Source organism: Nesterenkonia xinjiangensis (genome assembly GCF_013410745.1).
Taxonomy (GTDB): Bacteria; Actinomycetota; Actinomycetes; order Actinomycetales; family Micrococcaceae; genus Nesterenkonia; species Nesterenkonia xinjiangensis.
On sequence record NZ_JACCFY010000001.1, the window covers coordinates 1905927 to 1924963 of the forward strand.

16 protein-coding genes, 1 tRNA gene and 1 pseudogene are annotated in these 19037 nt (G+C 68.0%); 11 read left to right on the top strand and 7 right to left on the bottom strand.

Annotated features, from left to right (window positions below; genetic code table 11):
- Window positions 1–93 precede the first annotated feature (93 nt).
- Window positions 94–1029: a GAP family protein gene (locus tag HNR09_RS08700; protein ID WP_246348768.1), complete on the top strand. Its 936-nt coding sequence runs from the start codon at window positions 94–96 to the stop codon at window positions 1027–1029.
- A 130-nt stretch (window positions 1030–1159) separates the two neighbouring features.
- Here HNR09_RS08700 and HNR09_RS08705 read toward each other — a convergent pair whose 3' ends face one another.
- Window positions 1160–1510 (bottom strand): MerR family transcriptional regulator, encoded by a 351-nt coding sequence (locus HNR09_RS08705; protein WP_179541671.1) that lies wholly within the window; start codon window positions 1508–1510, stop codon window positions 1160–1162.
- Window positions 1511–1769: 259 nt separating this feature from the next.
- Here HNR09_RS08705 and HNR09_RS08710 point away from each other — a divergent pair, with 259 nt between their 5' ends.
- Both HNR09_RS08710 and HNR09_RS16490 read left to right on the top strand, forming a co-directional pair.
- Window positions 1770–3281: a SulP family inorganic anion transporter gene (locus HNR09_RS08710; protein ID WP_179541672.1), complete on the top strand. Its 1512-nt coding sequence runs from the start codon at window positions 1770–1772 to the stop codon at window positions 3279–3281.
- Window positions 3282–3416: 135 nt separating this feature from the next.
- Window positions 3417–4352, top strand: a complete 936-nt coding sequence (locus tag HNR09_RS16490; RefSeq protein ID WP_179541673.1) for a DUF559 domain-containing protein — start codon at window positions 3417–3419, stop codon at window positions 4350–4352.
- A 115-nt stretch (window positions 4353–4467) separates the two neighbouring features.
- On the opposite strand, the gene HNR09_RS08720 is transcribed toward HNR09_RS16490, so the two are convergent.
- A complete protein-coding gene (locus HNR09_RS08720) occupies window positions 4468–5742 on the bottom strand; it encodes a MalY/PatB family protein (protein WP_179541674.1) in 1275 nt (424 codons plus the stop codon).
- A 59-nt stretch (window positions 5743–5801) separates the two neighbouring features.
- On the opposite strand from HNR09_RS08720, the gene HNR09_RS08725 reads away from it, so the two are divergent.
- From HNR09_RS08725 to HNR09_RS08740, 4 genes are all read left to right on the top strand, one after another.
- Window positions 5802–6455, top strand: a complete 654-nt coding sequence (locus tag HNR09_RS08725; protein ID WP_179541675.1) for a TrmH family RNA methyltransferase — start codon at window positions 5802–5804, stop codon at window positions 6453–6455.
- A 128-nt stretch (window positions 6456–6583) separates the two neighbouring features.
- Complete coding sequence (locus tag HNR09_RS08730; protein WP_343047499.1) at window positions 6584–7690, top strand: serine hydrolase domain-containing protein; 1107 nt, start codon at window positions 6584–6586, stop codon at window positions 7688–7690.
- 133 nt (window positions 7691–7823) lie between these two features.
- Complete coding sequence (locus HNR09_RS08735; protein ID WP_179541676.1) at window positions 7824–8516, top strand: hypothetical protein; 693 nt, start codon at window positions 7824–7826, stop codon at window positions 8514–8516.
- A 226-nt stretch (window positions 8517–8742) separates the two neighbouring features.
- A complete protein-coding gene (locus HNR09_RS08740; protein ID WP_179541677.1) occupies window positions 8743–10227 on the top strand; it encodes a PepSY-associated TM helix domain-containing protein in 1485 nt (494 codons plus the stop codon).
- A gap of 369 nt (window positions 10228–10596) precedes the next feature.
- Here HNR09_RS08740 and HNR09_RS08745 read toward each other — a convergent pair whose 3' ends face one another.
- Window positions 10597–11451 carry a Cof-type HAD-IIB family hydrolase gene (locus HNR09_RS08745; protein ID WP_179541678.1) on the bottom strand — a complete coding sequence of 285 codons (855 nt, stop codon included), beginning with the start codon at window positions 11449–11451 and terminating at the stop codon, window positions 10597–10599.
- A gap of 244 nt (window positions 11452–11695) precedes the next feature.
- Between HNR09_RS08745 and HNR09_RS08750 the strand changes: the two genes are divergently transcribed.
- Both HNR09_RS08750 and HNR09_RS08755 read left to right on the top strand, forming a co-directional pair.
- Window positions 11696–11768 (top strand) — tRNA-Ala (locus HNR09_RS08750).
- A gap of 804 nt (window positions 11769–12572) precedes the next feature.
- Window positions 12573–12947 (top strand): Rossmann-fold NAD(P)-binding domain-containing protein, encoded by a 375-nt coding sequence (locus tag HNR09_RS08755; protein WP_179541679.1) that lies wholly within the window; start codon window positions 12573–12575, stop codon window positions 12945–12947.
- A gap of 60 nt (window positions 12948–13007) precedes the next feature.
- Here the strand turns inward: HNR09_RS08755 and HNR09_RS08760 are convergent, their stop codons facing one another.
- The 3 genes and pseudogenes from HNR09_RS08760 to HNR09_RS08770 form a co-directional block, all read right to left on the bottom strand.
- Window positions 13008–15239 (bottom strand): heavy metal translocating P-type ATPase, encoded by a 2232-nt coding sequence (locus HNR09_RS08760; RefSeq protein WP_179541680.1) that lies wholly within the window; start codon window positions 15237–15239, stop codon window positions 13008–13010.
- Between the two features lie 65 nt (window positions 15240–15304).
- A complete protein-coding gene (locus tag HNR09_RS08765) occupies window positions 15305–15931 on the bottom strand; it encodes a YdhK family protein (RefSeq protein ID WP_179541681.1) in 627 nt (208 codons plus the stop codon).
- Between the two features lie 226 nt (window positions 15932–16157).
- Window positions 16158–16484, bottom strand: a pseudogene (locus tag HNR09_RS08770) (heavy metal translocating P-type ATPase); the annotation flags it as partial.
- 320 nt (window positions 16485–16804) lie between these two features.
- On the opposite strand from HNR09_RS08770, the gene HNR09_RS08775 reads away from it, so the two are divergent.
- Window positions 16805–17878 carry a sugar-transfer associated ATP-grasp domain-containing protein gene (locus HNR09_RS08775; protein WP_179541682.1) on the top strand — a complete coding sequence of 358 codons (1074 nt, stop codon included), beginning with the start codon at window positions 16805–16807 and terminating at the stop codon, window positions 17876–17878.
- A gap of 42 nt (window positions 17879–17920) precedes the next feature.
- On the opposite strand, the gene HNR09_RS08780 is transcribed toward HNR09_RS08775, so the two are convergent.
- The gene (locus tag HNR09_RS08780) at window positions 17921–18232 is read right to left on the bottom strand and encodes a hypothetical protein (protein ID WP_179541683.1); all 312 of its coding nucleotides are present in this window, start codon (window positions 18230–18232) and stop codon (window positions 17921–17923) included.
- 379 nt (window positions 18233–18611) lie between these two features.
- Between HNR09_RS08780 and HNR09_RS08785 the strand changes: the two genes are divergently transcribed.
- On the top strand, window positions 18612–18989 hold the full coding sequence (locus HNR09_RS08785) for a VOC family protein (protein WP_179541684.1): 378 nt from the start codon (window positions 18612–18614) through the stop codon (window positions 18987–18989).
- Window positions 18990–19037 lie beyond the last annotated feature (48 nt).

The following is a 19037-nucleotide window of genomic DNA, read 5'->3' on the forward strand; positions in this document are numbered from 1 at the left end:
CCCCCGACGAGGGAGACGGCGGGGCCGCACTGCGGGCCAAGATCAGACTTTCGCCCGATGCGGGGAGCCCGGCCGGAGGGCAGGATGCGGAGCATGACGATCACGATGACCCTGGCCACGGGGGTGCAGTCCGTGGATCAGCTCACCGCAGGGTTGGAGGCCGGTGGGCCCGGGGCGCTGTGGGGGATCCTGGCGGTGCTCGCGCTGATCGACTCCACCACGTTCGGGACCCTGCTGATCCCAGTCTGGCTGCTCATGGCCCCCGGGCGGCTGCGTGGTGGCCGGGTGCTGGCCTATCTGGGCACGGTCGCCGCCGGCTACGCGGCCATCGGGCTGGTGCTGCTGGCCAGTCTGACGTTCTTCGGCGAAGGGCTCGTGGACTGGTTCGCCGAGGTGCGGGACACCCGGGCGTTCCTCCTCGGGCAGGCGCTGCTCGGCGCAGGACTGCTGGCCTACAGCTTCCATCTCGACCCGATGACGAAGGCCGGGAAGGAGCGGAAGGCGCGTCGTGAGGCGCAGCGCGGCTCCACGGGGCGTGTGACTCGGTGGAGGGCTCGGGTGCTCGGCACCGAGACTGCAGGGCCCGGCGACAGGGGGTCGGGGGACAGGGTGGAGGCGAGTGTGCAGACCCGGGCCGCAGACGGCGGACCGGGCGCGTCCTCGGCCGGCGCGGTTCCTGGGGCGAGGACCGCGGCGCGACCGGCCGGGGTCGCGGCACTCATGGGCCTGGCGCTGCTGGCGGTGCTGCTGGAGATCGGGACCGTGCTGCCCTATCTCGCCGGCATTGGTCTGGTCGCCGCGGCCGGGCCTGAATGGCCGGCGTCGACGGCGATGATCGGCTTCTACTGCCTGGTGATGATCCTCCCCGCCCTGGTGCTGCTGGCCGGGCGGGTCCTGGCGCGCCGGGCTGTGCAGCGGCCGCTGGAGCGGCTGGATGCGTGGCTGAGCCGTCACGCCGCCGGGATGGTCTCCTGGGTCGTGGGGATCGCCGGAGTGCTGCTGCTCCTCAACGCGCTCAACGCCCTCTGATTCCTGTGATGTTCCTCACCTCGGCAGGTAAGCGCTCGCCGCGAGCTCTCCGCTCGCGAGGGCTGGACAGGCTGTCGACGCCGGTTCGAGGAGCAGGCCGATATGCGAGGGAAAGGCTGGCAGGAATCCCTCAGATGTCGCGCAGGGACTCCAGGAGCTCATCGGCCTGGCGGAGATTCCGCGCCAGCTTCTCCCGGCGGGCGGTCAGCTCCTCCTGGAGCGCGGCGAGACCCTCGCGTGCCGCGGCGTCCTCGGGTGAGGCGGTGACGGCGTCGATCGCCTCCAGCACGTGGGTGATCTCTTCGAGGGAGTAACCCATGGGCTTGAGGGAGCGGATCGCCAGCAGGCGCTCGCAGTCGGTGACCGTGTAGACCCGGAAGCCGCCTTCGGTGCGGGTCGCCGGCAGGAGGCCGACGTCGTCGTAATGGCGGATGGTGCGATGCGAGAGCCCGGTTCTCTCGGCCAATTCTCCGATGTGCATGGTGGTCTTTTCTGTAGGGCTGGAAGCTTTTTCGTGCGGGGTGCTGTGATCATTCATCGGATGTCGTCTCCGTCCGTCTTCCGGCCCAACCCTCACGTGGCGTCAGGGTAGTGTCGTGTGTGGCCCCCGCGGTGGTGGGCCATGATTCGGTGCGCCCGCGCGTCAGCGGTGCGCCCTCATCGTGCTCCGGCAGGCGGATCACTCCGCTGCGGACTCACTCGCAGATCACCACGTGAAGGGACTTTCGGTGACTCAGTCTATGTCTCACACCGCCGGCTCGCTCTCCCCGGAGGAGCGCCAGTCGGTCTGGCGGACGCTGCGCTCGCCGCGGCTGCTCAAGACCGAGGTGCTCGCCGGGCTCGTCGTCGCCCTGGCGCTCATCCCGGAGGCCATCGCCTTCTCCATCATCGCCGGGGTGGACCCGCGCGTCGGACTCTTCGCCTCCTTCACCATGGCAGTGACCATCGCCTTCCTGGGCGGACGCCCGGCCATGATCTCCGCGGCCACGGGGGCCGTCGCGCTGGTGATCGCCCCGGTGGTGGCCGAGCACGGCATGGAGTACTTCATCGCCACCGTCATCCTCGCCGGCGTCCTGCAGGTGGGACTCTCGCTGGTCGGCGTCGCCAAGCTCATGCGGTTCATCCCCCGGTCGGTGATGATCGGCTTCGTGAATGCGCTGGCGATCCTCATCTTCAGCTCCCAGGTCCCCGAGCTGCTGGGGGTGCCCTGGCTGGTCTACCCGCTGACGATCCTCGGCCTGCTCATCGTCTTCGGGCTGCCGAAGGTCACCACCGTGGTGCCGGCCCCGCTGGTGGCCATCGTCGTGCTGACCGTCCTGGCGGTCGCGTTCTCCTGGAACGTGCCGACCGTCGGAGACAAGGGAGACCTCCCGGACAGCCTGCCGCAGCTGTTCATCCCGGATGTGCCCCTCACCGTCGAGACCCTGCAGATCATCTTCCCCTTCGCGCTGGCGATGGCCTTCGTGGGGCTGCTGGAGTCGCTGATGACCGCCAAGCTGGTGGATGACATCACGGACACCCACTCGGACAAGACCCGCGAGGGCTGGGGTCAGGGTGTGGCCAACTTGGTGAGCGGGTTCTTCGGCGGCATGGGCGGCTGCGCGATGATCGGCCAGACCATGATCAACGTGAAGGCCTCCCAGGCGCGCACCCGGATCTCCACGTTCCTGGCCGGCGTCTTCCTGCTGATCCTGGTCGTGGCCCTGGGCGACGTCGTCGCGACCATCCCGATGGCCGCGCTGGTGGCAGTGATGATCTTCGTGTCCTGGGCGACCTTCGACTGGCACAGCATCCGCCCCTCCACGCTGAAGGCCATGCCGAAGTCCGAGACCACCGTGATGCTGGTGACCGTGGTGATCACCGTGTGGACCCACAACCTCGCCCTGGGCGTGGGTGCCGGCGTGCTGATGGCCATGGTGCTCTTCGCCCGCCGGGTGGCGCACTTCGTCACGGTGCACCGCCATGTGGACGGCGAGGGCGAGGACGCGGTGGCCACCTACGTGGTGGACGGCGAGCTCTTCTTCGCCTCCTCCAACGACCTCTACTACCAGTTCTCCTATGTGGAGGACCCCGTGCGGGTACGGATCGACATGAGCCAGTCCCACCTGTGGGACGCCTCCACGATCGCCGCCCTGGACTCGGTGACCGCGAAGTACGAGCAGTACGGCAAGACGGTGGAGGTCTTCGGGCTCAACGACGCGTCCGCCGCGATGCGTGAGCGCCTGGCAGGGAAGCTGGAGTCGGAGGGATAGGACCTGCTGCGTCGAAAGGTCGATTCGAAGGGATCTCGGGGCGTAGAGAGCGCCAAAATCGCTCCGAATTGACCGATGGATGCAAACCTGTGGAGAACGACAGCGGAGCGACGCTGATCTGGGCACACTGACGGGGTGGCATCCATCCCTCGTGAACTCCGCAGCCGGGCCTTCACCACCGCGACGGCGGCCTCCTTCGGCCTGCCGCGCAGTCGTCTGCAGCATCGCGACGTCGCCCCCCTCGGCGCCGGCGTGTATGCGCACCGAGAGCTGGCGGAGCGGCTCAGCCCCGAGGCGCGGCTGCGGCTGACCGGGCAGGCGCTGCTGCAGGACGCGTCTCAGGCATGGCTCTCCCATACGACTGCGGCGACGCTGCAGGACCTCTGGCTCCCGGGGCATCTCGAGGGCGACCCGCAGCTGCACCTCTCCGCCCCCGGGCCGGTGCGGATGCGGCGCCGGGGCGTGCTGGGTCATCGCGTCCGCGCCCGGCCGCGGGACATCCTGCAGGGGCCGGGCATTCGGATGAGCTCCCCGGCCCGAACGTGGCTGGACCTGGCGCCGCAGTGCACCGACCGGCAGCTCGTCATGCTCGGCGATCACCTGGTCCGCCGGCCGTATCGTCGCTATGAGACGCGCGACGAGCCGCACGCCAACGTGCAGGAGCTGCGTGACCTGCTCGATGATGCGCGTGGTGTCCCGGGCCGCCGTCGAAGTCTGCGCGCCCTGGAGCAGGTCCGTGTGGGCGCTGACTCCGTCCAGGAGACGCGGCTGCGGCTGGCCATCCTGGAAGCAGGGCTTCCGGAGCCGGCCCTGCAGGTGCCGGCCGACCCCACAGACCGGTGGTCTCCGTGCGCGGACCTCGGATACCCCGAGCTGATGATCGCCATCCAGTACGACGGCGGGGTGCACTACACGCCAGAACGGCACCGGGCCGACCAGCACCGGGACAACGCCTTCCTCTCCCGAGGCTGGGACGTCCTGCGGTTCCACGTGGAGGACCATCGTGACGACTTCCACCGCGCGGTGGAGCAGATCCGGATGGTGGTGAACCGGCGGCTGACCGGTCGGTGAGCGGGGATGCGGCCATCTGGAGGTCGATTCGAAGCGATGTCGGGGGCTGTCGAGCGCCGAAATCGCTTCGAATCGACCAATGGATGAGTGCGGGGCAGGGCGAGCTGCGCGCAGGTCAGCCGCGGGCAGCCCGTCCCATCCGCTCCACTGCCTCTGTCAGGATCGCCTGCGAGGTGGCCATGTTCAGGCGCGCGTGACCCTCGCCACCGTCGCCGAACGCGGCCCCGCCGGTCAGCGCGACGCCGGCGTGGGTGAGCATGAACTGCGCGGGTCCGGAGAGCGGCGTCTCCTCCCCGGGGCGGGGGACGTCCTCGGCAAGGCCAGGCAGCCCGGTCCCCCGGAAGTTCAGCCATGCCAGGTAGGTGCCCTGTGGGGCGGTCCAGCGCACCTGGGGCAGGTGCTCGTCCAGCAGTCTGCCGAGCAGCTCGCGATTCGCCCGCAGACCTTCCAGCAGTGCATCCAGCCATGGTTCGCCTGCCTCGAACGCGGCGGTGTGCGCGAGCACGCCCACGTGGCTGGGCCCGTGCGCGACGATCCTGGGAAGTCTGCGGAGATCCTCGACGGCGTCCTCCCCGGCGATCATCACCGCAGCCTTCAGACCGGCCAGGTTCCAGCCCTTCGAGGCGGACATCAGGCTGATCCCGCGTGGATCCACGGTCAGGTACGGGGTGAAGGTGGCGCTCCCGGTATGGGAGCCGCCGTCGTGCGTCGGATCGGCGGGGCCCAGCACCAGCGGGGCGTGGATCTCATCGGCGATCACCCGCACTCCGTGCCGGTCTGAGAGCACGGCGAGCTGCTCCAGCTCGGTGCGGGTGTGCACCGCCCCGGTCGGGTTGTGCGGATTCGCCAGCAGGAACGCCGGGGTGCGTGAGCTCCGCGAGACCGAGGCGAAGGTCTCCTCCAGTGCTGCGAGGTCCAACCGTCCGGACGGCGCCAAAGGCACCTGCACCACGCGGCGTCCCGCGTTGCTCGGGTACTGGAAGAACGGGGGATAGACCGGGGAGGCGACGACGACGGGGTCGTCGGGCTCGGTGACCAGTTTCAGCGCTTCGGTGGCTCCGCGCATCACATCCGGGGCCGTGCTGGTGTGCGCGACGTCGACCGTCCAGCCCCAGCGTTGTTCCGCGAAGCCGGCCAGCGCCTCCGCGTAGGCGCGCCCGGAGGGGTATCCCGTGTCTCCACGGGCGATGGCTCCGTGCAGGGCCTCTGCGATCGGCTCGGCGAGCGGGACGTCCATCTCGGCGACCCAGAGGGGGAGGACCTCGTCGCCGAAAGCTCGCCATTTGGCGCTGCGCCGGCCGCGCAGGGCTTCCAGGCTGAGCTGCTCCAGGGGGTTGGAGGTGGAGGGGGCGGGGTCCGTCGAGGGCGGGGTGTCCGTGCTGTCGACCATGGCTCCGAGCCTACGCCTCAGCTCGGGGGCGAGGGAGGTGCTCCGGTAGCCTCGAGCGCATGGAGTCAGCGCGTGGTGCCCAGCAGGACGAGACCTTTTCCCCCTCGGAGCGGGAGGTCGGCGTCGGACCCTGGACGGGACCCTGGCCCGAGGGCGACCTCTGGGACCCGGAGCTGCTGCGCGAAGGCGACCGACGCAATGTGGTGGACCGGTACCGCTACTGGCGCCATGAGGCGATCGTCGCCGATCTGGACACTCGCCGCCACGGTTTCCACGTGGCCATCGAGAACTGGCAGCACGATTTCAACATCGGCACCGTGGTGCGCACCGCCAACGCCTTCCTGGCGGCTGAGGTACACATCATCGGGCGGCGCCGCTGGAACCGGCGGGGCGCGATGGTCACCGACCGGTACCAGCACGTCCGCCACCACCCATCCGTGGAGGAGTTCACCGCCTGGGCCCATGAGGAAAGGCTGCCGGTGCTGGGAGTGGACCTCTTTCCGGAGTCAGTGCCGCTGGAGACCTACACCCTGCCGCGGGAGTGCGTGATGGTCTTCGGCCAGGAGGGGCCGGGGCTGAGTGAGGAGATGCGACAGGCCGCCGAGGCGACGCTGTCGATCGCGCAGTTCGGCTCCACCCGGTCCATCAACGCCGGCACTGCCGCTGGAATAGCGATGCACGCCTGGATCCTCCAGCACGCGCAGGTGGGGTAGCGCGACGGCGGCGCGGCGAGGCTCGACGCCGTCACGTCCGCGGGCGGGCAGCCACGCGCGTGCCGACGTCAGCGCGGTGGCCCCCGCTAGCATGGGCAGAGCCGACGCCTTCTGACGAAAGGGTCCCTGTGTCCAACGCACTGCACGAGCTCCTCGCCCGTCACGTCGAGGCCGGGACGATGCCCGGAGCCGTCGGCACCTTCGGAGCACAGTATGAGCCGTTCAGCGTCGGTCTCGACGCGCCTGATGGGGCTCCTCTGGAAGTGGACGCGATCTTTCGCATCCAATCGATGACGAAGCCCATCACCGCTGTGGCGACCCTGAGGCTCGTGCAGGAGGGTGTGATCGCGCTCGATGATGCGGTCGCGACCTGGTTGCCGGAGCTGGCCGAGCCGCGCGTGCTTCCCCATCCCGATGCCCCGCTGGAGGATGCACAGCCTGCCCGGGGGCCCATCACCGTGCGCCACCTGCTGACGAACCAGTCCGGTTACGGCATGATGACCACCGATTCGCCCCTGAAGCAGGCGATGATCGAGGCGGGGGTCGAAGCGGGCTCCGAGCCGGTCGCTCTCAGTGCTCAGGAGTGGCTCGACGCACTGGCATCTCTGCCGCTGGCCTTCGACCCCGGCGACGGGTGGCGCTACCATCACTCCTTCGGTCTGCTGGGCATCCTGCTGGGCCGCCTCGGGCACGGCAGCACCTATGACGTGCTCGCTGAGACGGTGTTCACGCCGGCAGGTATGACGGACACCGAATTCACGGTGCCGCGCGATCAGGCGCATCGTCTGCCGGCCGTGTTCCAGCGCGGTGCTGAGGGCTTCGAGCAGTGCGAGCCAGCCGGTGCGGGCTTCTACGTCGCCCCGACGCCGTTCGACGTCAGCCACTCCGAGCTGGTCTCGACGCTTGCGGACTATCACGCGTTCCTCAGCGCACTGCGGGATGGTCGATTGATCAGCCCTGACTTCAGAGATGAGCTCTGTCGCGACCAGGTCCATCCGGCGGCGAAAGCCCCGGACAGCTTCTTCCCCGGATTCTGGGACAGTGCGGGGTGGGGCTATGGCGTATCCGTGGTGACACACGGTCCACATCGTGGCCGGTTCGGCTGGTCCGGCGGACTCGGCACCGATTCCTTCGTGGAGCCCGATGGCAGGATCTGTGTGGTGATGACGCAGGTGGCGATGGACGAACGGGTGTTCGCGCTGCTCGCTGAGCTGCGGGAGCTCGGCGGGGCGTAGCACCTGATCCGGTGCAGGTCTGTCATGACGAGAGTCCTGACGACGCAACCAGCAGTCATACTTCCCAGGAACCTGACCTATGTGATGTCATGGCATTGATCACGTCGACGGGGAGGCGCTGGTGGTGCATGCGGTGAGAGGTACGGGAGCCCATCGGCTCTCTGCGCGCCCACTGCCGCCGCTGACCCGCCTCGCCCGCGGCTCAGGGGCCTCCCTGATCTCAGTGGGCGGAGCCGGCCTGGCCCATGTGGCCGCCGGGCATCATGCCCCGCATTGGGTGGTGGTCCTCCTCGCGCTGGCGGTGAGCACTCCGCTCGGCGTCGCTCTGACGTCAGTGCGGCACAGCCGGGTGCGCCTGGCGACGGCCGTGCTGCTGAGCCAAGCAGTGCTGCATGGCCTGTACGCACTGTTCCCCGCCCACTCCGGTCCCGGGACCAGCCTCAGCACCGGCGCCGCTTCCGGGGGAGGCCTCGCCGGTGCCCACCCTGGAGACCGCGGAGACCTCACTCTCCTGGCCGCCGGGGAGCTGCAGGCCAGCCCTCACGGCACGCACGTCTCGGTGATGCCGGATGCGTCGATGGCTGCCGCTCATCTGCTGGCGGCCGTGATCACCTATGCGCTCCTGCGCCGAGGCGAGATCCTGATGACCTCGCTGCGAGAGCTGCTGGACGTCGCGCGGGTGCTCCTGCTGGTCGTCGTCGCACCTCTCGTCCCGGTCAGAACGGTGCGGCGCATGCCGCTCACCTTCGATCGTCCGCGGCTGGCGGATCAGTGGTCGGGCCGCAGCTCACGGACCCTGCGCGGTCCGCCGGCTCTGACTGCCTGACACGTTCATGGTGCGCCTCCAGATGGCAGCACCTGCCTGTGAGCCCGCCTGGCCAGGGCGCATGCGCGTGATGAACCGGACGTCCAGCCGGTGGCCCAGCTCGGGCACCGGCTGATCGAGCGGTCCCCGCTCACCGTCGCGTTCATTCGCCGTGCCCTGAGAAGCCCCTGTCACGAGGCGGCCACAGCTCTGACTGACCCGATCGACGTTCTTCCTGGAGACAGACATGACATTGACGACTGAGAACCCGGAGACGGCGCGTCCTCCGGTCGGTGCGACGCGCGGCTGGCTGCCAGCCATGCTGCGCCGCCTCCATTTCTACGCCGGAGTGCTGGTCGGCCCTTTCATCCTGGTCGCCGCGGCGACCGGAGCGCTGTACGCCTTCTCCCCTCAGCTGGAACGGGCCCTCTATGCGGACCTGCTGGAGGCGCCGTCGTCCGAGACCGCCCTGCCGCTGGCGGATCAGGTGGAGGCCGCTGTGCAGTCGGTGGGCGGCGATGTGGTCCCGACGGTGGTGCGGCCAGCCCCGGAGCCCGGCGACACCACTCGCGTGATGTTCACCCTGGATGAGGAGGCCCAGATCCACGGATCAGAGCTGCTGGCGGTGTTCGTGGACCCGGGCACCGCCGAGGTTCTGGGGCAGGACCAGGTCTATGGCACCAGCGGCTCGTTGCCACTGCGCACGGACATCGCTCAGGCGCATCGGCACATGTTCCTGGGTGACTGGGGTCGGCTGTACAGCGAGCTCGCGGCCTCCTGGCTCGGCGTCGTCGTGCTCGCCGGGGTGAGCCTCTGGGCGGTGCGGTGGAGTCGGCTGCGAGCCTCACGCCGTTCGGCCCGGGGACTGCTGGTTCCCCAGGGTGGGGAGCGCGGGTACCGTCGGACGCGCTCCTGGCACGCAGCGCTGGGGATCTGGATCGCGGCGGGTGGGCTCTTCCTGGCCGCGACCGGTATCACCTGGTCCACCTATGGGGGGTCGAACGTGACGGACCTGCGTCAGGCACTGAGCTGGGAGACCCCCTCGGTGCAGACGGACCTCGGCGACGCGGCCCACGCCGAGGACGAACATGCGGGGCATGAGCACCATGGCGGCGATCACGGTGCATCGGATGAGACCGACGTCGACCCTGCCGCGATCGACGAGGTGCTGCAGGCAGGACGGGATGCCGGGTTCACCTCGACCCGGCTGGAGATCATCCTGCCCAGCGAGGCGGACCAGGCCTGGACCATCCAGGACGTGAGCATGCGTGCCCCGGCTCCGGAGGTGTTCTCCGTGGCGGTGGACCCCGATTCGGTGAGCGCCACCGATGTGCTGCGATTCGAGGACTATCCGTTCATGGCGCAGCTGGCCCAGTGGGGCATCTGGCTGCACATGGGCACGCTGTTCGGACTGGCGAATCAGGCCCTGCTGTTCGGGCTCTCCACGGGGCTGGCGCTGATGGTGATCTGGGGCTACGTGATGTGGTGGCAGCGACGACCCCGGCATGGCGGGCGGGCCATGGGCCCGGCGCCTGCTCCCGGGGCGCTGAGGCGGGCTCCCTGGTGGGGTGTGCTCCTCACCGTGGGGTCGGCGGCGCTGGTCGCCTGGTTCCTGCCGGTGCTGGGGGTGAGCCTGGTGGCGTTTGTGATCGGGGACGTGCTCTGGCAGGCGCATCTGCGCCGACGGTCCCGCCAGGAAGTGGACAGGCGGGAACCATCGGTGAGGGAGTGAGCGGGGACGAGTGATCTGCGGCGCCGTCGGCAAAGATCTGCGCAGCGCGCATCGGAGGGATTGTGACTATCGTTGGATCTGCCACCGAACTTACGGTCAGGGGGTACTTCAATTGACACGAGCAGACCGGACATTCGTGGCCTGGCTGGTCGGCCTGGTCGTGTCGACGGTAGTTCTGATGTTTCTCGTCGTCACGCTGTTCACTTCGTATGACCCTTGGGTGCTGCTCGCCTCCCTGGTCACGGGTGCCCTATACGTGACCTGCATGGCGGGGATGTGGATGACTAGGCCTTCGCTGAGGTCGAGTTAGTGCAGCTCCGAGCCAGGCCGCGTACGAACGTCCTGGATTGAACCCGCGGCTCTCTGACCTCAGCCCAGCGAACGGGCCCAGCGGCTGAGGAACTCGGCGCCGGCGTCGTCATGGATGGCGCCGGTGTCCGAGGTCAGCACCGGGTGGGCGGTCTCGGGGACACCGTCTGCCGGGCGGACGTCCACGTGGCTGACTTGGTGGCCGCGCTCATGCAGCCAGGATGCCATCGCGTAGTCGGTGCGGGAATCGCCCATGGTGAACCAGGACTGCGGGGTGATGCCGCGAGCGCTGAGCAGTTCGAGGGCGCGGGCCGCACCCAGGTCCTTGCCGAGGCGTTCGTGCTCCACATCTGTGGAGATGATGGTCGGATCGATGCGCACCTGGTCGACGTCGTGCTTGTCCAGCAGGAGCGGGATGGCGGCGTCGAAGTCCGGCTGGACCGCCAGGTAGTCGTCATTGTCGACGTCGGTCCGCTGTTCCACGGAGATCATCGCTCGCTTGGTCTCGTCGAAGAACATGTGCCCGCTGAACCGCTCGACCACCATGTCGCGGACCTCATCGCCCAGGGCGGTGGGCAGCCGCAGCTCCTCGTCGATGTGGATCTCGCCCAGGCCCTCCGGGGTGACCTCGGCCCACACCGCGCCCTTCTCGCTGATGGTGAAGACGGGCGTGCCGTGCCGGAGCCCGGCCTCGCGCAGGGGTGGGACCACCTGCTGGGCGATGAAGTCGTCGGACCGGCCGGTGTTGAAGATGACCGGGATGCCCTGGTTCGCCATGTCGGCCAGATCCTGGGCGATGGAGGCGATCGCCACGGTGCGGGAGACCGGGGAGGCGATGGGACCATCCACATCCAGCAGCAGCCCGAAGGCGGGCTCGGCGACGACGGCAGGGGAGGGTGCGGTGGAGGTGGTCATGACTCCAGTATCGGGGATCACGGCGCGCTCAGCAGTGGTGGCGCTCACGCTGTGCGGGTTCGGTGGAGCGGGGCTGCGGTGTGACAGATCCATGGTGTGGAGCTGACCAGCGACGACGGCGGCGGCAGTGTCCGTGGTGGTGTCACCTGAGCGGCCGGGATTTCTGTGAGTGGGTCTACGGTTATATCCTGGTGTGGTCGTCTGCGGCGCCTACCGGGTGTTGCGGAGCGGCAGAACTGCATACGGGGCTATAGCTCAGCTGGTAGAGCGCGTCGTTCGCATCGACGAGGTCAGGGGTTCGACTCCCCTTAGCTCCACAACTGAAGACGTCCGAACCCTGCCCCGCGGCGACGCCGGGCAGGGTTCGTCCGTTGCGGGTGCGTCCTCCTCGAGCTCTTCGGCCTCGATCCCCGAACCTCGGGCTGCCCTTCTTCGGGGGTTGCCTACCCTTCCGCTCTGAGGCCGCGGAACGTACGCTGTCGCCTGCGACCAACCGCGATCCGACGGACGGTGGCCAGACAATCGAGATGGCAGCAGGTACAGGTCCGGTGCCCCACTCCGCCGAACCTTTCTCCGGAGCGATCGAGAACATGTGGCTCCAGGTCGGCACGGCGTGGTCCCATTCCAGCCCCTACCGATTCGCGCCCGGTTCGGAGACTGTTCGAGGGCCCGCAACGGGCCGGGACACCCGTTCGAGCGGACCGATGGCTGCCCGTGCGACGCCTTAGTCGATCTGACGCGGAACGATCTTCGATCGTGTTCTCGCCGAGTATGGCCGCAGGCCTGTGAACCCAGCGGCGTGTCTATGTCAGGGTGGGTGAACTGGCGGTGCGGTCGTTCAGAAGTGTCCCCACGCACTGCATACTGTCGGAGTCGTCTGACTGACCCTGACAAGAACTGGAACGGGAGGCGGAGAGCAAGTGGAGGTTGATCACTCTTCGAAGGGTCAGTGTGTTGTCATCATCGGGGGCACCGGGATGCTCAGGCCAGCCGTACGGACTCTCATGGAGCGGGGAATCTCCGTCGTAGTGGTGGCCCGCCGTCCCCTCCGCGGCGTCGCACCGCAGGTCAACGGAGGGGCATACATACCCGTCGAGGGAGAGTGGAGCGCACCTCAGTCGTTGGCTGAAGCGGTTCGTGATGCGCTTGACGACCGAGGAATCTCGCGCTCGAAAGTCTGCGGCGCGATCATCTGGGTGCACTCGCCGCACCGCCAGAGCGTCCTGGACGAGCTCAATCGCGTATTGAATCCCGACGCCCGGGTCTTGCAGCTTTGGGGAAGCGCAGCTCAAGACCCCCGTGAGGTCATGGACAATGAAGACCGTTCAGGCAGGCGCTGGAGAATGCGCCATCTGTTCCTCGGCTACCACCGTGACAGCGGTGGATCGCGATGGCTTACAGATGGTGAGATCTCGCGCGCGACCGTGCTCGCCTGGGACAGCGGGAGCGAGTACGCCAGCGCCGGTCAACTCGACCCCTGGGAGCTCCGTCCCTGAGTGAACCGCATGTAGGTCTTGTGGTGGCCGGCCTGGGGCTGGCTGGCAGGGTTGGTGTTGTCACCTGATCCCAGGCGTGACCCTTGAATCGCCTGACCTCCCCGGAGTGTCTTTCCCAGGATCTGTCCGTCTGGCTTCGGGAGTCAGATCGAGGCGCCGCAATAGCTGAGCGTTGAGGGCGACGACGACGGTGGAGACCGACATCAGGATTGCGCCGATGCTCATGGGTAGGACGAAACCGATCGGTGCCAGGACCCCGGCGGCCAAGGGGACAGCGGCAAGGTTGTAGCCGGCGGCCCACCACAGGTTCTGCTTCATCTTGCGGTAGCTCGCGCTGGAGAGTTCGAAGACTGAAAGGACCGAGCGTGGGTCAGAGGAGGCCAGGATGACTCCGGCGGAGCCGATGGCGACGTCGGTACCGGCACCGATCGCAATGCCGACGTCGGCCTGGGCCAGGGCGGGGGCGTCGTTGACACCGTCGCCGACCATGGCTACCTTGCGACCCTCGTCCTGAAGCTCGGCGACCTTGGCCGCTTTGTCTTCGGGTCGCACACCGGCGAAGACCCGGTCGATCCCGAGGTCCTTGGCGACGGTGTCGGCCACGGCTTGGGCGTCGCCGGTGATCATCACCACCTGCACGCCGCGGGCGTGAAGAGCGTCGACGGCGTCGCGGGATTCGGGGCGGATCTCATCGGCCAGCCGCAGGGCACCGATGACGTCCCCGTCGGCCAGGACGTGCAGGATGATCGCGCCCTCCTCGCGCCAGGCCTCGGCGACGCCCAGCTCGTCACGGTCGTGCTGTTCGAGCAGGTAGGGGCCTCCCACTGCGACCACCGTGCCGGATCCGTCGGAGGTGACAGTGGCCTTGACCCCGACTGCGGGAGAGGACGAGAAGTCCCCGGCCTTGGGCACGGAGAGGTCCTTATCGCGCGCGGCTCTGACGATCGCCCGGGCGAGCGGGTGCTCGCTGTCGGATTCGGCGGCAGCCGCCAATGCGAGGATCTCGTCGGCGTCACGGCTGCCCGCAGGGTCGACAGCGGTGACGGTGGGCTCGCCCTTGGTCAAAGTGCCGGTCTTGTCGAACAGCACCGAATCGACTGTCCGCATGGATTCAAGCGCGAGCCGGTCTTTGACGAGGACGCCGCCGCGGGCGGCGCGTTCGGTGGCGATAGACACCACGAGTGGGATCGCCAGGCCCAGGGCGTGCGGGCAGGCGATGACCAGGACGGTGATCGTGCGCACCACCGCGGCATCAGGCACGCCCAGCAAGGCCCAGACGATCGCGGTGATCGCCGCCGCGCCCAGGGCGAACCAGAACAGCCAGGCGGCCGCGGTATCGGCGATCCGCTGCGCCCGGGAGGAGGATGCTTGGGCGTCTGTGACGAGCTTCTGGATGCCGGCCAGGGCTGTGTCCTGACCGATCGCGGTGACCTCGACCCGCACCCCGGAGTCGGTCGCGACGGTCCCGGCGACGACGTGATCGCCGCTCTCGCGGCGGACGGGCTTGGACTCGCCGGTGACCATGGATTCATCCATGCTGGCGGAGCCGTCGACGATCTTCCCGTCGGCGGGGACCGAGGATCCAGGACGGACGATCACAACATCTCCGACCGCCAGGTCGGCCGGGGCGACCTTAATCACGCCATCACCCTCGACCTTCTCGGCCTCATCCGGCAGGAGAGCGGCCAGGGAGTCCAGCGCGGAAGTGGTCTGGGCCAGGGAGCGCATCTCGATCCAGTGGCCCAGTAGCATGATGACGACCAGCAGCGCCAGCTCCCACCAGAAGTTCAGCTCATGGTCCAGGATGTGCAGGGACGCGCCCCAGGAGGCGATGAAAGCCACTGTGATGGCCAGCCCGATCAGCAGCATCATGCCGGGCTTGCGGGAGCGGATCTCGTCAATCGCTCCGGTCAGGAACGGCCAGCCGCCCCAGAAGTAGATGACAGTGCCCAGGATCGGAGAGACCCACCACACCCACTCGGCCTTGGGTAGCTGGTATCCGACCAGGTGGGCGAACATCTCGTTGAACCCAACCACCGGGATGGCCAAGATGAGCATGATCCAGAACAGCCGGCGGAACTGGCCCACGTGATCACCATGCCCGCTGTGGCCTCCATGACCGGCATGGGCATCGTGCCCACTGTGCCCGTGATGATCGTCATGCCCGGGCGCGTGCTCGTTGTGAGCGCTGTGCTCGCCGCCTGGCCCGTGGCGGGTGTGGTCAGAGTCAGCGGCGAATTCTCTCGTGCTGTGGCCTGAACGGCCGGAATGGTCTCGGTGGTGGTTGGTCATGCTCTACTCGGCTTCCTGGTGTGCTTCGCTCCGGAGGCGGGGCGCTGCGTTGGGATGAGGGTCGATCAGAGCGAAGGATCGATCTCGCTCTCGGTGACCCACTTGTGATTGGTCATCGCCATCCCGTCGGATTCGAAATCGACGACGTACACGGTCTCCTGAGTCGAGGAGGCGATGGTGGCGGTGGCACCGTCCATCCCGCTCATGTGCTCCGCACCCAAGGTCACCTCGGTCCCATCGGCCAGGCGCTCCTGACCGACGTTCTGAAGCTCTTCGTGGACGACCCACCGATGGTCGAGGACCGGGTCACCGCCGGTGGTGGGGGTGTAGTTCACGGCGTAGGTGTAGGTGTCATAGGCACCGACTATGGTGGCGGTGGCGCCGTCCATGCCGGACATGTGGTCCGCGGTGAGCACCGCCTCGCTGCCGACAGGGTAGAGCGGGTCTGTTGCCTCGCTCATGCCCTGAGGCACCGGTCCACCATCGACGGGGTGGTCATGGCCATCATGGTCCTGACCAGCCTCGCCCTCAGTCGCAGTGTCGTCCGTGGTGTCGCCGTTGTCGCCGTTGTCGTGGTTGCCGTGATCCTGGGCGCCGGTGCTCTCATTGGTGTTGTCGCTGGCGCAGCCTGCCAGGACCAGCGTCGCGGTCAGCGCGCCGGCGGCCAAGGTTGTGGTGAGTGTTCGGGTCATGAGTGGTGTCCTTTCTGGGGTGTCGCGGGTGACGTCAGAATGGGAGCGAAACCGCGCTCGCGCAGGCGGCGGGTCAGGAAGCATCCGCGTACCGGTCGGGGTCGGCGTCGACCCACCAGTCGAGGTGTTCAGGTCCGGACCGACTCCTTCGTCTGGTTCTGAATGTCGGTGGGGTTGGTCGAGTCCGTGACAGAAGGGGCGGCGTGGGCAGCGCGGCCGGAGTGGGCATCTGCGCCAGCTGAGTGTCCGAACCGATGCGGGTGGCCCTCACGACTATCCGGTCGCCAGCGTGCACGGGGGCACCGGTGACGGCATCGCCGTCGGTGGCGATCTTCTCACCGGGCCGGACCACGAACTCATCCCCGACCGTCAGCTCCTCGATTGACATGCGCTCCTCGGCACTCTTGCCGCCCGGGCCATCGCGCAGAACGGGAAACTCTTTCGGCCCGAGTTCCAGCAGTGCACGCAGCGCGGCGCCGGTCTCACGCGTGGAGCGCCTCACGAAGTAGCGGCCCAGCAGAATGAAGGGGATGAACCCGGCTGCGATTGCCATGACCCACAACTCCTTCATCTATGTGCGACTCCTACGACATTATACCCCAAGGGGGTATATCTCAACCTGAAGCGGTGTCCTCGACTTCAACGAGTTCGCGGTCCGCTCCGGTGGACCTCACGTGACGTAGCCGGGTGGCCGCGATGAGCGCTGCCAGGGCAGCAATGACGGCCGAGGCGATCGCTGCCGGGTTCAATCCGGCGCTGAACGCCGTCTGGGTCGCGGCGAAGCCTTACTCGCAGAGCGGTCAGGGCATCAGCTGAACCTCCACCAGACCAGCCCCTGGTAGCTTGGCCTCACATCCCCTCAGAGGAGTCGCCGTGAATCTGGACACGATAGAGCGAGCCGAGAGTGACCTGCGGATGCGAGTCCGCGCCCGCCTGAACAGCCGGACCGCTGCGAAGGTGCTCAAGTCGATCGAAGCCGCGAAAGGTCCGCTTCCGAAGCATCTCAGGGCGCAGGCCGATGAATACGCCGCCGACGTGCTGGGCTCCCCAAGGTATGCACCGTGGCTGTACGTCTATGGTGCGATAGCCGGTGAGTTCCGAGAGGGGTGGATCCCCGACAACTACTACATGTCTGTGGTCCTTCCGGCGGTCGAAGGTCGGTATGGCGGCCTCTCTGACATGCGGTCGATGACAGCGTGCATCTTCGGGCAGGAGAAAGAGATTCCCGACCGCGGCTACGTGGTCAAAGGGAGGATGCTCAACGCGTCGCTCGAACCGGTCACATCGCTGGAGGAGTTCGCCGACCTCGTCTTTGCCGGGGGTGAACGAGTGGCTTTCAAAGCTGACGCGAGTGCTCGCGGCCGAGGGGTGCAGATCCTCGATCGAGACACGTTCACGCAGAGTGCTGAGGGCCTGCCCGACGGCGTCATCCAGCCCTTCATCGACCAGCACGAGACCTTCGCTCAGGTCGCGTCACGCTCCGTCGGGACGCTGCGGATGACGACTGTCGTGGAGCCGGACGGGCGGACCACCGTCAGGGATGCCTACCTGCGCTTCGGTCGGGATGCGGAAGACCACGTCGCGTCAGATTCGAACATCCGCGTTCTTCTCGATACGGCCACAGGCGCCTTCAGCCCGATCGGATACTCGGTGGACTGGCTTGAGATCGACCGGCATCCCGACTCCGGGGTCGTGTTCGCCGGGAACGAGGTGCCGAACTATGCCGCATGTCGCGAGGCCGTGGAACGGCTGCATCAGCGCATCCCGATGGCTCCGGTGATCGGCTGGGATCTGACGGTCGCTCGTGACGGCTCAGTTCACGTGCTGGAGTGGAACAACGGCCACAACGACATCAAGTTCTCGGAGGCGACGTCTGGGCCGTGCTTCTCCGGCCTGGGTTGGGACCATCTTGGCCGGAACCGCGGAGCCACCCGCTTCACCGGGTGACCTTCGACGGCGGCCATACCCACCCATGGTCCAGCCGCTCGATCAGCGGCTCTCCTGCCGGTGCATCATCACTGTCACGACACCATCGGCGACGAACAGTCCGAGCATGGCGAGCGCCCCCGGCGTCCGGCCGTGACGCGCATACTCTGAGGCGATGACCAGGTGAAGACCCTCACGCGCCAGCAGGGCGGGCCAACGCCGTCGTGGCCAGATCCGCGAGGATGTCAGGATCGCAGTACCGAGGCCGACGTCGGCGGCACCGATGAGGCGGGTCCGCACCGGTGACGTCCCGTCGAGGCCCAGAAGGCTCCCGACCTGCCGCGGGGCCAGGGTGAGCCCAAGGCCGAGAGCCACAGAGGTGCCCCCGATCAGATCGGCCAGCACACCGACGGCCCGCTGATCAGGGGACGGCCCGCCTCGATCATCGTCGGCGGCGGACGAATCTGGGGGCGGGAGCGAGCCTGGCCGGGGGAAGGCAGCCGCGTGCGCATCAGCGTCGGGGAGGATCACCTTCGCAGGTTCTGACGGCAGCACGGGAGAGTCAAGAGCGCCCGCCCGAACAGCTGGCCCGGGCGTCGACACCATCGCCGCTGAGGAGCACCGCCCGCGCCGCCGCGAAGTTCGGGCCGGGTGCGCTGCACCATGACCCGGCATAGACTCGAATCCCAGCCCTGACGCTGTGACCACCGAGTGAGGTCACCGGCGGGGCCCTGGCCACATGAGGGAGCAGACCATGCCACGCGTGATCGGAATCGGAGGATTCTTCTTTCGGGCACGGGATCCGGAACGGCTCACTGCCTGGTACGCCGAGCACCTCGACGTGCTCCGGCCACCGGCATCCTATGAGGCGCCGGTCTGGACCCAGGCGGCCGGACCGACGGTGTTCGCCCCGTTCGGCGACGACGGCCCGAATGAGCACCTCGGTCCCTCCGGCTGGGGGCTGAACCTCCGCGTCGACGACCTTGACGGGATGGTCGCGCGCCTCCTCGACGCCGGGCTCGACGTCACCATCGACTCCCAGGTCTATCCCAACGGACGGTTCGCCTCGCTGCACGATCCCGAGGGCAACCCCATCCAGCTCTGGGAGGTCGCCGAACATCCCGTCCGGTGACGATCCGCTGCGCAGGGGCTCGTGGTCCACGGGACATTCTCGCCTGAT

Coding starts and splice junctions, on each gene's coding strand:
- HNR09_RS08785 (WP_179541684.1), top strand. CDS start 18,612: ATGCCACGCGTGATCGGAATCGGAGGATTCTTCTTTCGGGCACGGGAT.
- HNR09_RS08725 (WP_179541675.1), top strand. CDS start 5,802: ATGGAGTCAGCGCGTGGTGCCCAGCAGGACGAGACCTTTTCCCCCTCG.
- HNR09_RS08740 (WP_179541677.1), top strand. CDS start 8,743: ATGACATTGACGACTGAGAACCCGGAGACGGCGCGTCCTCCGGTCGGT.
- HNR09_RS08720 (WP_179541674.1), bottom strand. CDS start 5,742: ATGGTCGACAGCACGGACACCCCGCCCTCGACGGACCCCGCCCCCTCC.
- HNR09_RS08765 (WP_179541681.1), bottom strand. CDS start 15,931: ATGACCCGAACACTCACCACAACCTTGGCCGCCGGCGCGCTGACCGCG.
- HNR09_RS08705 (WP_179541671.1), bottom strand. CDS start 1,510: ATGCACATCGGAGAATTGGCCGAGAGAACCGGGCTCTCGCATCGCACC.
- HNR09_RS08760 (WP_179541680.1), bottom strand. CDS start 15,239: ATGACCAACCACCACCGAGACCATTCCGGCCGTTCAGGCCACAGCACG.
- HNR09_RS08700 (WP_246348768.1), top strand. CDS start 94: ATGACGATCACGATGACCCTGGCCACGGGGGTGCAGTCCGTGGATCAG.
- HNR09_RS08745 (WP_179541678.1), bottom strand. CDS start 11,451: ATGACCACCTCCACCGCACCCTCCCCTGCCGTCGTCGCCGAGCCCGCC.
- HNR09_RS08710 (WP_179541672.1), top strand. CDS start 1,770: ATGTCTCACACCGCCGGCTCGCTCTCCCCGGAGGAGCGCCAGTCGGTC.